The sequence below is a fragment of the Streptomyces sp. NPDC031479 genome, from assembly GCF_055581065.1.
In genome coordinates, this window is record NZ_JBVIKC010000039.1 from 42,696 (window position 1) to 55,961 (window position 13,266).

Annotated in this window: 10 protein-coding genes and 5 pseudogenes; 13 read left to right on the top strand and 2 right to left on the bottom strand. The window is 68.4% G+C overall.

Translation table 11 applies throughout. The annotated features are described in order from the left end of the window. Positions 1 to 54: 54 nt before the first annotated feature. Positions 55 to 468 (top strand): annotated as a pseudogene (locus ACZ5D2_RS31290) (IS110 family transposase); the annotation flags it as partial. 263 nt (positions 469 to 731) lie between these two features. Here ACZ5D2_RS31290 and ACZ5D2_RS31295 read toward each other — a convergent pair. After that, entirely contained in the window at positions 732 to 1,769 is a 1,038-nt protein-coding gene (locus tag ACZ5D2_RS31295; protein WP_371674904.1) for an amidohydrolase family protein, read from the bottom strand. Between the two features lie 125 nt (positions 1,770 to 1,894). Between ACZ5D2_RS31295 and ACZ5D2_RS31300 the strand changes: the two genes are divergently transcribed. The 6 genes and pseudogenes from ACZ5D2_RS31300 to ACZ5D2_RS31325 all read left to right on the top strand — a co-directional run bounded on the left by ACZ5D2_RS31300 (position 1,895) and on the right by ACZ5D2_RS31325 (position 8,673). Beyond that, positions 1,895 to 2,629: a TetR/AcrR family transcriptional regulator gene (locus ACZ5D2_RS31300; protein WP_468934038.1), complete on the top strand. Its 735-nt coding sequence runs from the start codon at positions 1,895 to 1,897 to the stop codon at positions 2,627 to 2,629. Between the two features lie 651 nt (positions 2,630 to 3,280). Beyond that, complete coding sequence (locus ACZ5D2_RS31305; protein ID WP_468934040.1) at positions 3,281 to 3,436, top strand: hypothetical protein; 156 nt, start codon at positions 3,281 to 3,283, stop codon at positions 3,434 to 3,436. A 559-nt stretch (positions 3,437 to 3,995) separates the two neighbouring features. After that, positions 3,996 to 5,240 (top strand): annotated as a pseudogene (locus ACZ5D2_RS31310) (IS256 family transposase). Between the two features lie 42 nt (positions 5,241 to 5,282). Then, positions 5,283 to 6,266 carry a GNAT family N-acetyltransferase gene (locus ACZ5D2_RS31315; RefSeq protein WP_468934043.1) on the top strand — a complete coding sequence of 328 codons (984 nt, stop codon included), beginning with the start codon at positions 5,283 to 5,285 and terminating at the stop codon, positions 6,264 to 6,266. An 873-nt stretch (positions 6,267 to 7,139) separates the two neighbouring features. Then, positions 7,140 to 8,303, top strand: a complete 1,164-nt coding sequence (locus ACZ5D2_RS31320) for a CAP domain-containing protein (protein WP_468934101.1) — start codon at positions 7,140 to 7,142, stop codon at positions 8,301 to 8,303. Positions 8,304 to 8,463: 160 nt separating this feature from the next. Further along, on the top strand, positions 8,464 to 8,673 hold the full coding sequence (locus ACZ5D2_RS31325) for a DUF1152 domain-containing protein (RefSeq protein ID WP_468934104.1): 210 nt from the start codon (positions 8,464 to 8,466) through the stop codon (positions 8,671 to 8,673). Between the two features lie 210 nt (positions 8,674 to 8,883). Here the strand turns inward: ACZ5D2_RS31325 and ACZ5D2_RS31330 are convergent. After that, positions 8,884 to 9,461 (bottom strand): annotated as a pseudogene (locus ACZ5D2_RS31330) (transposase family protein); the annotation flags it as partial. Positions 9,462 to 9,769: 308 nt separating this feature from the next. Here ACZ5D2_RS31330 and ACZ5D2_RS31335 point away from each other — a divergent pair. The 6 genes and pseudogenes from ACZ5D2_RS31335 (at position 9,770) to ACZ5D2_RS31360 (ending at position 13,248) form a co-directional block, all read left to right on the top strand. Beyond that, on the top strand, positions 9,770 to 10,225 hold the full coding sequence (locus ACZ5D2_RS31335; RefSeq protein WP_371674899.1) for a hypothetical protein: 456 nt from the start codon (positions 9,770 to 9,772) through the stop codon (positions 10,223 to 10,225). Between the two features lie 36 nt (positions 10,226 to 10,261). After that, positions 10,262 to 10,591 (top strand): annotated as a pseudogene (locus ACZ5D2_RS31340) (transposase family protein); the annotation flags it as partial. A 182-nt stretch (positions 10,592 to 10,773) separates the two neighbouring features. Beyond that, a protein-coding gene (locus tag ACZ5D2_RS31345; RefSeq protein WP_468934047.1) for an IS3 family transposase occupies positions 10,774 to 11,957 on the top strand; the annotation gives its coding sequence in 2 pieces (ribosomal slippage) (positions 10,774 to 11,047 and positions 11,047 to 11,957; 1,185 coding nt in all). Positions 11,958 to 12,077: 120 nt separating this feature from the next. Further along, positions 12,078 to 12,215 (top strand): annotated as a pseudogene (locus ACZ5D2_RS31350) (SDR family NAD(P)-dependent oxidoreductase); the annotation flags it as partial. Positions 12,216 to 12,401: 186 nt separating this feature from the next. Next, positions 12,402 to 12,929 (top strand): GNAT family N-acetyltransferase, encoded by a 528-nt coding sequence (locus ACZ5D2_RS31355; RefSeq protein ID WP_468934050.1) that lies wholly within the window; start codon positions 12,402 to 12,404, stop codon positions 12,927 to 12,929. 130 nt (positions 12,930 to 13,059) lie between these two features. Further along, entirely contained in the window at positions 13,060 to 13,248 is a 189-nt protein-coding gene (locus tag ACZ5D2_RS31360; RefSeq protein ID WP_371674896.1) for a hypothetical protein, read from the top strand. Positions 13,249 to 13,266 lie beyond the last annotated feature (18 nt).

The window sequence follows — 13,266 nt, forward strand, 5'->3', positions numbered from 1 at the left end:
GGGGGTGCCTCCCGCGGCTCGTACTGCTTGGCCGCCCGTGTCCTCTGGAGCGCTGTGAGCCGGATACGGGCAGGGACTGGTTGTGGCAAGACCCATCACCCCTGCCTGGTGACGGACAAGGAGGGCCGCGTGTCGCTGTCGCGGCGGATCCCCAACGACGAGCCGGAGATCCTCAAGGTGAGCGGGGATGCCCTCGCCCTGGCCGACGGGGACACCCGTGACATGGTCCATGGACATGACGGGCGGCGAGCCCGGGCTTCTCATCGCGTTGCTGCTCAATTACGGCCAGGAACTCGTCTATCTGCCCGGTATCGCGGTCAACCCCGCCAGTGACCGCCATCGCGGTGCGGGAAGACGGACGCCCGGAACGCCTGGGTCATCGCAGACCGGGCACGGATGCGCCGGGACCCACAGCCGGCCCGGCTCGGCGACGACGCCGGCATCGAGCACCGGCTGCTGACCGATCGCGTACTCTCCTCGGCCGGCAGGAAGGCGATGATGAGGTCGCAGCCCTGTTTGCGGCGGTGCGTAGGAATCCGTACGACCTCTGTCGCAGGCGCTCATCGCATCAGGTGGCCGCCACGGCGTGCGCCTTCGTTGAAGTGCCGGCGGGCGAGGCGGGAAGGGAAACGCCCACCCGATGTCCCCGCTCCTGAGCGAGTCCGGCCTCGGCGACGGGGCGGGCCGGGAGCGCGTGATGGCATTCCGGCAGGTCCGGGCGGGTGGCACCTTCAGGCTGACGGGCGCTTCGCGCGGGCGGTGAGACGCTCCCAGTTGCGGTGGCCGATGTCGGCCTTCTGCTCGGCGGTGAAGGGCGAGGCCTCCAGGAAGGAGCGGGCTTGGCCGTTGCTGGTGTCGACGTAGGGGAAGCCGTCGGGGCGGAAGCCGTACGTGAAGGGATAGTCGGTGGAGTACAGCATCCGGTCGGTGCCCATCACTTCGGCGGTCCAGCGCAGGTAGCGGGGGCTGTTGGTACCGCTGCCGGCGACCCAGAAGTTCTGCTTGAAGTAGTCGGCGAGGGGTTGGCGCAGGCGGCCCGCCTTGCCGAAGAAGCCGGTGTGGTCGAGGTAGAACATCACGACCTCGCCCCAGTGTCCGGCGATCACCTGCAGGTCGGGGAACCGGTCGAAGACTCCGGAGAAGATCATGCGCAGGTACTGGACGCCGAGGTCGTAGTACCAGCCGAGGCCGGCTCCTGCCAGCACGGGCCCCATGGGATCGGGGAGGTCGGAGTAGTAGGCGTCGACGACGGGCTGGACCGGCGTCTGCGGGTGGAAGTGCAGCGGCACTCTCAGCCGCTCGGCCATCGCGTACAGCTCGTCGTTGTCGCGGTGGTCGGCCAGCTTGTCCCCGGTGCGGCCGTAGAGCATGGCGCCGGGGAAGCCCAGCTCGATCACCGCACGCTCCAGCTCGGCCGCGGCCGCGGCCGGTGACTGGGTGGGGATGGCGGCGAACGCCTGGAAGCGGTCGGGCCGGAATGCGACGATCCCGGCGAGCTGGTCATTGGCCTCGCGGGCCACCGCTACGGCGTCGGCCCCCGGCAGGTCCTGCACGCCCGGTGACGACAGAGACAGCACGGCCACGTCGATGCCCTGATCATCCATGTGGGCCAGGCGCCGCGCACCGACCTCACGCAGATTCCTTGCGGTCGGGCTCTCCCCGAAGCCACGCGAGAAGACCTGCGGTAACCCAGCCCTCTGGTACGCCTCGTAGACGGCCGGCACGACGACAGTCTCTTCCACCCCGATGATCCGCAAACGCCCGGACATGACAGCTCTCCTCGCACTGACGTTTCCAATGGAACCATTCAAACGTTACCAGCGATACTAGCGACGCTAACATCAAGGAGGTATCGGTGATACCAGCGCGGTTTCGGTGGCGCTATCGTTGATCCATGCCAGTTGAACCGACCCCGACCCCGACACGGCGCGCCACGTCGCCCGGCCCGACCGCGCGTGAGCAGACGCGCTGCCGGATCGTCGACGCGGCGATGGCCCTGCTGGAGAGCGGCGGCCGGGACGCGGTCACCACCCGGGCGGTCGCCGACGCCGCCGGACTGCAGCCGCCGGCCATCTACCGGCTGTTCGGCGACAAGGACGGCCTGCTGGATGCCGTGGCCGAGAGCGGCTTCACCCGATTCCTGGCGGCCAAACAGCAGGCCGGTCCCGCCCCGCACGACCCGGTCGGGGAACTGTGCAACGGCTGGGACACCGTGGTCGGATTCGGACTGGCCAACCCCGCACTGTACGCACTGATGTACGGCGAGCCCCCCCGGTCCACCACGGCCTTCCAGACCGGGCTCGAACACCTCATGGACCGAATCCGCCGCATCGCCGCGGCAGGGCTCTTGCGTGTGGACGAGCATCTCGCCGCCCAGATCGTCCACGCCACCGCCAGCGGCGCCATCTTGACCTGGCTGTCGATGCCCGAGCCCCAGCGAGACCCCGCGCTCCTCGTCACGCTGCGCGAATCCATGGTGGCCACCATCACCACCCGCGAACCCGCCGTGCACGAACCAGGACTGGCCGGCGCCGCCCGCGCCCTGCGTGCCGCGCTGCCCGGCCAGAAAGTCCTCGGGCGAGCCGAACAGCAGCTCCTGGCGGAATGGCTCCAGCGGCTGTCCGCATAGTCCCCTGGCCGGAGCGGGCGCGACTCGAGCCGATGGGCCTGGGCCTACGGGCCGTCCAGCCCCGGGCGCAAGACATCGGCGTAGATCCGGGCCCACACGCCTGGCTCGCCGATGCGGCGTTCGACCGTGTTGCGTCGGCGGTACTGCTCACGGTCGAAGGCGGGCCGGCGGCCGTCGGCGGTCGGGGCGTTGGTCGTCGGGCTGGGCGATCGTTGCTTTGATTCCGCGTCTGCGCAGGTAGATGCGGTTCGCGCGGCTGGAGTACGCCTCGTTGCCGCGGGCCCGGTCGGGTCGCGTGTGGGGGTGTCCGGGCCCGGTGCGGGCCATGTTCAGGGGTCTGCATGAGCGGGATGAGCATCGGGCTGTCCCCGCGCTGGCCGCCCTCTTCGTCCGCACGTGCGCCGCCCCCTTTTCGGGATGGTCGTTCGGGGGGAGCGTGCCGGCGCCGGCCGCGTGCTGGTGGGCCCGGCGGTAGACCGGCCGGACGCTGGAGGCCGCGGCCGCCGAGATGGCCGCCCGGCTCCAGGCCGGAATCCGGGAACGAGCCGCCGCCCGCCGCCCCACGCCTCAACCCGCCCCGGCCCCGCCGCCGGGAGCCCGTCAGCCTGTCCAGCCGGCGCCGGGCCGGACCCCACCCACAGGAAGAGTCGCATGACCGCCACACCGTCGCCGGACCCGAGGACCGAAGCCGTCGCCGCCCGGCTGAAGACAGCTGCCCAGGAACGCGCCGCCACGTACGGTCCGGCGCCGGACTGGACGTCGATCTGGAAACGGTCCCGGAAGTCGAAGCCCATCAAGGCGAGGTAGGCGGAGATGGCCAAGCAGCACAAGCGGCTCAAGGCAGCCGGGGTACGCCGCTTCTACGGCGCCCAAGCGCGCCGGGCCCCGGCAGAACCGCATCGGCAGCGCCGCCGCGCGCCGCGACGCCCGCGCCCTGTCCCGGATGCGGCACTCGAACGCCTGGCTGTGGCGACGACGCCGGGCACCGTCCACCGAGTGGACCGCCCGGTACCGAGCGGGTGGAGCTCATCGAGTGGAATCCCCCCAGTGGACTCCACCCGGTGGGCGCCACTCCACTCAGTGGACTCCGCAGAGTCGGCCTCCGCCAACTTGAAGTAGCAGGTCAAAGGGCTGGTGTGCCTCGCGCTCGGCGGACTCGTACAGCTCATGGGCGACTGTCTGCGCAGTAGATCATTCGTCAGGAGTTGCTCTCGTTAGAGGAGGCACCGACGGCGGGGACGAGCAATGCTCAGGACCTGTGGACCGGCTCGGGAGGACGGGCCTTCCCCGGTGATTGATCGATGGGCCACCGAGCAAGACCGGTGTTCGCAGCGCCGGCCGGGAAGGCACATCCGTCCTCAGCGTAGTGAACGATGACGGCACCACCGCCAAGGGCTCCTCCTTGATTGACGAGATCGTCCGAGAGGGCGCGCGGCGGATGCTGGCCGCCGCGCTGGAAGCCGAATTAGACGCCTGTATAGTCGAGTTGGCCGGAAAGCGCGACGGCAACGGATGCCGTCTGATGGTGCGCAACGGCTTCCACCAGCCCCGGCAGGTCACCACCGCGGCCGGCGTGGTCGAGGTGAAGGCGCCACGGGTGAACGACAAGCGCGTCGACGAGGCCACGGGCGAGCGCAAGCGGTTCTCCTCCGCGATCCTGCCGCCGTGGTGCCGCAAGTCCCCGAAGACCAGCGAGGTGCTGCCGCTGCTCTACCTGCACGGCCTGTCCTCCGGCGACTTCGTGCCCGCCCTGGAGCAGTTCCTCGGCAGCTCGGCGGGTCTGTCACCGGCGACGGTCACCCGGCTGACCCAGCAGAGGCAGGCCGACCACCAAGTGTTCGGCGAGCGAGATCTGTTCGGCAGCGACTGTGTCTACGCATGGGCCGACGGCATCCACCTGCGCATACGCCGGCAGCAGGCGAAGTCGTGCGTGCTCGTGCTGATGGGTGTGCGCGCGGACGGCACCAAGGAGCTGATCGCCACGAGCGACGGCTACCGCGAATCAGCCGGCTCCTGGGCCGACCTGCTGCGCGACTGCCGGCGGCGAGGGATGCGCGCTCCCGTCCTGGCGGTCGGCGACGGCGCGCTCGGTTTCTGGAAGGCCCTGGCCGAGGTGTTCCCCGAGACCTGCCATCAGAGGTGCTGGGTTCACGAGATCGCAAATGTGCTCGACAGCCTCCCGAAGTCCGCCCAGCCGGGCGCGAAGAAGGCCCTGCAAGAGATATACAACGCCGAGGACGGCGACCATGCGCTCGTGGCGGTCGCGGCGTTTGAGAAAATCTACGGCGCGAAGTGGCCCAAGGCGGTCAAGAAGATCACCGATGACGTGGACGAACTGCTGGCGTACTACGACTTCCCCGCCCGCGCACTGGATCCATCTGCGCACGACGAACCCCATCGAGTCCACGTTCGCCACCGTCCGGCTGCGCACGAAGGTCACCAAGGCGCCGGCAGCGCGGCCGCCGCCTTGGCCATGGTGTTCAAGCTCGTCGAGTCGCCCCAGCAGCGGTGCCGGGCCGTGAACGCACCCCACCTCCTCGCCCTCGTCCGCGCCGGGGCCCGCTTCGAACGCGGCCGACTCGTCGAACGGCCGCAGACGACCGCAGCGTGAATAGGGTGGCAGACCTGCCCCGAAGTTCGAGATCATCCGACCATGTCGACTAGCGCGCCAGGACAGGACCTTCCGGTCGGCTTCGGGTTCCAGCCGTATCGCGGCGACGAAGACCACGGCCCCATGGCCACGGTGCGGCTGGGTTGTGCTGAACGGGACCAGGTCGACTCCCATTCGATTGTGGAAGGACTCCCGACAGCGACCGAGATCGCCGAAGCCTCTGCCAGGCTGGAGGAGCCGTCCAAGAACCAGATCCTGGTGGTGCACGACGGGAGCGTCGTCGGCTACTCGACGATCCGATGGTGGCAAGAGCGGGACGACACGCGCCTGTACCTGCACCGCGGCTACCTCTTGCCCGAGCACCGCCGCCAGGGCATCGGCTCAGCGATGCTGAGCTGGGCCGAAGAACGGATCCGCCAGCTCGTCAAACAGCATGGAACGGCGCGGACAGCAGTGATCGGCGCGAACGCCATGGCCTCCGAGCACGACGCCACGGAGCTTCTGCTCGCAGCCGGCTACCGACGTGTCTTCAGCCTGGTCGAGCTGGAGCTGGGCGATCTGCAGCAGTTGCCCGAGCGGGGCATCGAACTGCCGGCCGGGATACGGACGGGACCGATCGAGTCAAGCCACTACCGCGCAGCATGGAGGACGGTCGTCGATTCGTATGCGGACACCGGTTTCACTCAGAAATGGCCATTCCAGGACTTCGTCGACACCGCCGACCCGGCATGCTGGAGAGCTGCATGGAACGGCCAGGACATGGTCGGCGTCGCCCTCTGCTGCATCCGCCGTCACGACCACACCGTAGGCGAGGTCGAAGAGCTGAGTGTCCGGACGGACCAGCAACGCATCGGAATCGGCCGGGCCCTGCTGCTGGACGGGCTGCGGAGCCTTCGCGGACAGGGTGCAACTACCGCTCGGCTGTTCACGGGCACGTCAAACCCGCACCGCTCCTACGATCTTTACGAGAGTGTGGGGTTCCGGCGGCAGAACGAGTACGTCCGTTACCGCAAGCCGCTTGCTTGACCGACCGGTCATTGTGCGGTCCGATCAGTCCACAGGATTTGACAATACCTCCGGAAGGGGGCTGGAGGGTTGCACTAGGCGGGGGACCGGTGGTGTGCATCCCTGGAGCTGGTGACTTGCATTCGCACAGGTCGGATGTCATGGGCAAGCCCTCTTCGCAAAACGACACCTCTAATTCGCTAGCAATTACCGGTCGGTGCCGTGGTGACCCCTACGACACCTCCGACCGTGCGAGGTCTTTGCGCACCGCCCTGTCCGGAAACGGCCGTTGCTCCCGACCCTGCCGCCCCGGCTCCGCTCCGGGAGAAGCCCCTACCGGCCCTGCTGTTCCGTGCCGTGGGCTGCTTCGTGCTGGTCTGGGCGGGGACGGCCCTGCCGTGGAACGACATCCACAGTTGCGGCGGAACGGCGCCGCGCCCCCGGTGGGGAGGCTGCCCCGACCTGGATCCCGTTCGCGCTGTTGAACGCCGTCCTGATGGCGGTGGCGGCCTGGATCTGACCCATCGGGTACCAGTGGGGCGGGCGCGGCATCACGTACAACGTGCTGCTCCTGGGCGCGGGCTGCTGGGCCCTGTAGCGGTGGGTGTCGAGGCGGGAACGCTGATCGCAACCACAGTCGTCGCATTCACCCGAGTGGAGTAATCGGCCGATGGCCCGGCGGGTGGATCTGCGCCGAATGGGCGACGATGATCTCATCGTCCGGCGTACGGAGACCTCCCCGCCGACTTCATCCACGTGCGGTCGATCCGGGCGTGCGGAATACGGCACCCCGGCATTTTCGCCCGCATGGGAAACCCCTACCCGTATTCGGGGTGTTCCATGAAACCAAAGCCTTTCGCAACCACGGCTGCGCTCGTGTGCGGCCTTGCCATAATGGGACCGGTATCGGCAGCCTCCCCCCACGCACGCGCCGCTTCGGCCCCTGCCTCCGAGGAGAAATCTCCCACCTGTCCCTCGTCCAACGCTCCGCCCGGAACGGGCTCACGGATATCCGCCGCCGACGCTGCCGAGATCGTCCGTATTCACAACGACGCGCGCCGGGCAGCCGTCCAGAAGTACAGCCCCAGCTCCTCCGTGGTTTCTGTCACATGGAACCCCAAGCTTGCCTGTGACGCGCAGGCGTGGGCCGATGACCCTGCATCCAGCCAGGGCGGCGGACTGCACCACAGCAGCCGTGACACCAACGGCAACGAGGGTGAAAACCTTTTCAATGCCTTCCCTGGCCCGGCGCGGCCGCTGATGGCACTGGACCCCTCCGTGAGTTTCAGCTGGACGGCGGAGAAGCCCAAATTCGACGCCGACAACAATGCCCCGATCAACAGCAGTGCGTCCGCGGGCACCAATTACCGTGCGTGGGGTCATTACTCCCAGATGATATGGATGTCTCCCGCGTCAGTGACCACGGCAGTCGGTTGCGGCGTGAAAGAGGGCGTGCCCGTGGCGGGCAGTACGGGCTGGATTCTGGTGTGCCGGTACGCCGCGGCAGGCAATATAAACGGGCAGCGGGCCGTCGCCCCGGCTGCGGCACCAGCCGCGGGCTGTGACCCGGCCGCTGTCAACCGGGCGCCGACCGCCGGCACGGAAGCCCAGGCGAGGGCTGCCGTGATCTGCCTGATCAACGCGCAGCGCACACAGCGCGGGCTGCCCGCCCTCATCGTCAACCAGCCGCTGACCAACGCGGCCCAGCAGCATGCCGCCGCATCCGTGCAGCTGAAGTGGTGGGGGCCGGGCAAGGACTCCCACCGCAACCCCCAGACCGGCTCGACACCGCAGAGCCGCATCCAGGCGGCCGCATACTGCCCGAACCCCCGGTCGTGGGAGTTCAGTGAGATCACGTACACCGGCTGGGCCGGATCGGGAACCCCGCAGGCCGCCGTCAACTGGTGGATGAACAGCCCCGGCCATCGCGCCATCATCCTCAAGCCGTCCCTGCGCGACATCGGCGCGGCGGCCCTGCCCGGCGCGGCGGACCCGGCTGGCGCATCGTCGTCCAACACCGGCACCTACGTCGTGGACTTCGGACGCTGCCAGCAGTGATTCCCCGCGGGAGCTTGGCAACCGGCCGCGCCGGACGTCGCCTTGGTGACCCTGGCGCCGTCCCGTCGCTCCGGCCGGTCCCCTGCTTCCGCGGCCGTCCGGCGCACTGCGACCCGCAGCTCGGGCGGCTGGACACGGCACGCGCGGCCGGGGCCGCCAGATCGCGGGGGCCACCCGCTGGTGCCGGGCTGACCGGCTCGACCTCGCGGACGTCGGCGGCGTCATCGTCGCCCGCGGGGGCGAGCTCACCCTGCGCAGCCCGCTGGGCGACGCCCTCGCCGTCGCCGCCCGCGCTGTCGCTGAGGGAGAGGGCAGTTGCGGTGTCCGTGGTTCGGTGAGCTGGGGTGTTGCAGGTAGCGCCTCGGTCTAAAGGACCGAGGCGCGTTCTTGTGTTCCGGGATGTGTTTGTGCAGGTCAGCGGGGTGTTCGGCGGGTCGGGATGCGAGTTCTGGGCTGGTGCGTGGTTTCGGCGTGGTGGTCGAGGGCGTTTTCGAGGTCGGTGATGACGTCGGTGAAGCCTGAATATTCGCAGGTCAGGAGGGTGTGAACGGCCTGGACGATCCGGCTGATGCGGTTGGTGGTAGGCGCGGTCCGCGAGGATGAGGATCTGGCGGGTGAGGCAGGCTTGGACGATGCCGTGGGCTCGGGCCGCGGTCAGGTCGTGGGTGCGGCCGGGCAGAGCGCGGGAGAACCACAGGGGTGTGCCGTCCGGCCGCGCGATGGCCTGCACGTTCATCCCGTGGCGGCGGTGCTTCATCGAGTAGTACGGCTCGTCCGCGCGGACGCGGTCGGTGCCGACGAGGGTGCCGTCAACGATGACGAAGTCGCCCTCACCCAGCCCGACGAGAGCTTCGTGCAGGCCGGGCGCCCATGCCGCCAGGACGTCCAGGGTCTCGTCGACGTACCGCCAGGCCGTCGCCGTGGAGACCCCGAAACCCACCGCGAGCTGCGGGAACATCTCGTTCTTCCGTAGATGCGCCAGGGCCAGGAGGGCCTGCTTGAAGCAACCCAGGCGCCGCCATGGAGATTTCAGCTCCTGCCGACGGGCATGGATCAGCCAGGAGACATGCTCGACCAGCTCATGCGGGACATCGGGCGTGGAAGAAAACGGAACCAACAGGGCCCCTCGGACGCCGGTGTGTTGAGTGAAGTCACCACGCCAACGACCAGGGGCCCTGCCCTTTCACCACCGACCTGCCTGACCAGCACCTTCACTCCGTCAGAGGCGGGATGAGAAGGGTTCATTGACCAATCCGCTTTGGATCGCATTAATCATTGAATCGTGCGCGAAATGTAAAATCCTGCCGACTTGCGATCAGGCTTGCGGAGTGCTGCTCTGGAATAGGCAGGGGGTAAAGGGCTAAATGATCCGGGCCCGAATGGGTGGCGTTCAGCCGAAGTAGGGGGACGACGCGTCGTGTGACGACGGGATGCCCCGCGCTGCGACCCGCTATCGGAGGTTCACGATGACACAGGTCTCGTCTGCCCGCATTCCACTACGCCAGATCATGGCCGTGCTCTTGACGGCCGCCCTGACGCTCTCCCTCTCGGTGGTGCTCACCGTCACCTCGACGAAAGAAGCAGCCGCCTCGTGCTCTGCCAACCGGTTCAACGGAACGTGGCGCTCGTCTGACGCGAGGCTGAAGCGTATCGACGTGTGGCAGGGAGAGGACTGCCACCTGTACGCCAGGGCCTGGGACATCTGCGAGAACGACTCGTCGCATATCTGCAGCTGGGGAAACAGGAGAATGGGAGACAGTCCCGAGCCGAACTTCCAGTTCGTCGGGTACAACTGGAGCAACGCCGATGAGGTGCTGCAGCTGCGGATGCAGGACAGGTCTCACATCTCGGTGTGGGACAGCACCGACTACCACAACGGTAAGAAGGTCAGCTTCACGGTCGCGATGTACAAGAGCAGTTGAGCCCGCGAAGGGCAGCAACTCCGCCCGCGCCGCTACTGGACGAGACCCCCTACCAAGACAGGTGGGGGCCTCGCCGCTCGTCCCCCGCCCCCGACAGGATGTGAACCGCGCCGGGGTGGGCCCCTGTTCGCCGACCGTGCCTACACGGGTGCCGGCTCCTGGGTCACCACCGGACTCAAACGGCCACCGGGCGGCGAGCTCACCCTCACCCAGCGCACCGTCAACCGAGCCCTGGCCGCAGCCCGGGCACCGGTCGAACGCGGCATGGCACGGCTGAAGTCCTGGCAGATCTTCCGGAGATCCCGCATCAGTCCCAACCGCATGACCGTCATCACCAAAGCTGTCCTCACCCTGGAGGGGCAACGCTTATGTGGTGGCGGGGGCTACTACGGGATGGGGTTGGTGTCGAGCCAGGTGGTGGGGATGCGATTTTCGCCGTTGCGCCAGTTGCGATCTCTCGGGTTCGGGACAGTGGTTTGAGAGACAGTGAGTGAACCGTTCCGACTTCTCTGCCGCTCCGTTGTGAGCCATCAGAGAGGATGGGACACGTGCCCAAGAAGATTGATCCCGCGCTTCGTAGCCAGGCTGTGCGTTTGGTGACCCAGCATCGGTCGGAGTATTCCACCGAGCGGGCTGTCCATGTCCAGGTCGCCGAGTCGCTCGGCGTCTCGCGGGAGTCCGTGCGTCGTTGGGTGGCTCAGCACGAGATCGACATCGGCGTCACCGCTGGCGTGACCAGCGACGAACGCGAGGAACTGCGCAGGCTGCGGGCGGAGAACAAGCGGCTGCGCGAGGTCAACGAGGTGCTGAAGCCGGCGACGATTTTCTTCGCGGGGGAACTCGCCCCCCGAAACCGCTGATCGTCGCCTTCGTCGACCAGATGAAGGCAGCCGGTCATGCCGTCGAGTCGATCCTCATCGCCCTGGACACCGCAGGACTGAAGATCGCGGCACGAACCTTACGAGCCTGGTGCACCCCAGCCGTCGGTGCGAGTGCACCCGCGGCCCGCACCATGAGCGACGCCCTGGTCGAGGACACCGTCCGCGAGCTGGCCTTCACCACCAACGGCGCCGGGAAGCGTGTGCTGGCTCCCGAGGGCCTCTATGGCCGGCGCAAAATGCTGGCTCTCATCCGTCGCACCCGCCTGCCTGAGGCCGGGTTCGGAGCCGTCGACCGGGCCGTGCGCTCACTCTGCCTGGCCGGCGTCGTGCGCGGGAAGAGACCCAGAACGACAGTGCCGAACCCGGCCGACAGCCGGGCGGTCATCGTGGACTGCTTCTCCCAGAAGATTGTGGGCTGGCACGCTTCCGTGAAACGTGACGTGGAGCTGGTCGACGTACCACTGCGGATGGCGCTCTGGCGTCGCGGACACGAGGGCACCCCGGTCGGGCGAGACCAGCTCATATGTCACTCGGATGCGGGCTCGCAATATACGAGCGTGCGGTTCACCGAACATCTGAAGCTCGAGGGCATCCACCCCTCGGCCGGAAGCGTCGGCGACACGTACGACAACGCCCTGATGGAGACCATCAACGGTCTCTACAAGTCCGAATGCATCCGCACCAGCGTCTTCCACGACGGCCCCTGGAGAACCGTCTCCGACGTCGAGTACGCCACCGCCTCCTGGGTCGAGTGGTACAACAACCGGCGCCTGCACTCGAGTCTGGGCATGATCAGCCCTACCGAGTTCGAGGCAGCACACTACGCTGACACAGAACCTGGAGCCGACTGATCCCCGGCCAGTAAAACACCGGCAGGAAAGTCGGAACGGTTCATGCCCAGGCTCTCAGGCTCCTCGGCCTCCACCTCCCATAGGGGATGCGCCCGCCCGGTGCCGTAGCAGTGGCAAAACATGGTCTCCGCCTGCGGAACGGCCGGTCATCACCGCTCGGAAGCACACGACGCCTTCTACGCGGCCAAGAGCGCCCAGGCAGGGTTCGCCGAGATCCTCTCCAAGCGGCTGCGGCCCCAGGGGGTCCGGGTGATCTCTCGGCCATCATGAGCCTCCCGATCCTCGGCAGTGCTCCTCCACCAGCCTGACACAACCGCGCCGGACACAACCGCCGGGAGGCTCTGATCCGCCGGTCGCGTGGCCTCCCCACCACGGGGGAGGTCCGGAGCGAAGATCATCCTCACGTGTGATCCCGCCCTGCGGCGACCGTGCCAGGCTCGGCGCATGCACTACGTCGTTCGCCGTATCACCGCCGAGGAGTGGCGGGAACTCCGCGAGATCACGCTGGAAGCGCTCCGCGACTCCCCCGAGGCCTTCAACCTCTCCTACGAGGACACCGCCGCCCGTCCGGACCGCTACTGGCAGCAACAGGCCGCCGCCGAGGCCGCCACCCGGGAACGCACCACCTTCACGGTCCGTGACCAGACCGGGAACTGGGTGGGGGTCGCCGGGGTCGAACCCGTCCCCGACGTCCCCGACACCCTGTGCGTCCGTTCCGTCTACGTCGCCCCGGCTCATCGCGGCACCACCGGCCCCGCCGCAGAACTCGTGCACGCGGCCATCCGCCACGCGCGCGAGCACACCGACGCCCGGCGGCTGACCCTCGGCGTCAACGAGAACAACGGGCGCGCGCTGGCCTTCTACCGGCGGCTCGGCTTCGAGGACACCGGGAAGGTGATCCCCTACGTCCGGAACCCGGCGGAGAAGGTCCTCATCCTGGGCTATCCGGGTTTCCGCAGCGGCTCCCGCTAGGAGGGTGGGTCAGTGACGAGCAAGCGGCTCCGCTCCCGTGATCGGCGGATCGGTCGCGGCGGGCTCGTCAGGGCATGTGGGGCTGGCGGGGCCTGCCCGCCGGGTGTGTCCGGTCGGCAGGGCTCGTGACGTGGCCGGGGACCCGATGCTCTGGTACGGGATGGTCAACCACGTCTCCGGGCCGGACTTCCTCGGCGTCACCGGGGAGCGTGCCCCGGCCCCGGCCCCGGCAGCGGCCCCGGCAGCGGTCGCGGGCCTCGCCGCCGCCCTGGCCGCGGCCGCCCTCGCCCTGGACGCGATACGCCACGCCGCGCGGTGACATGCCACTCGGTAAGTC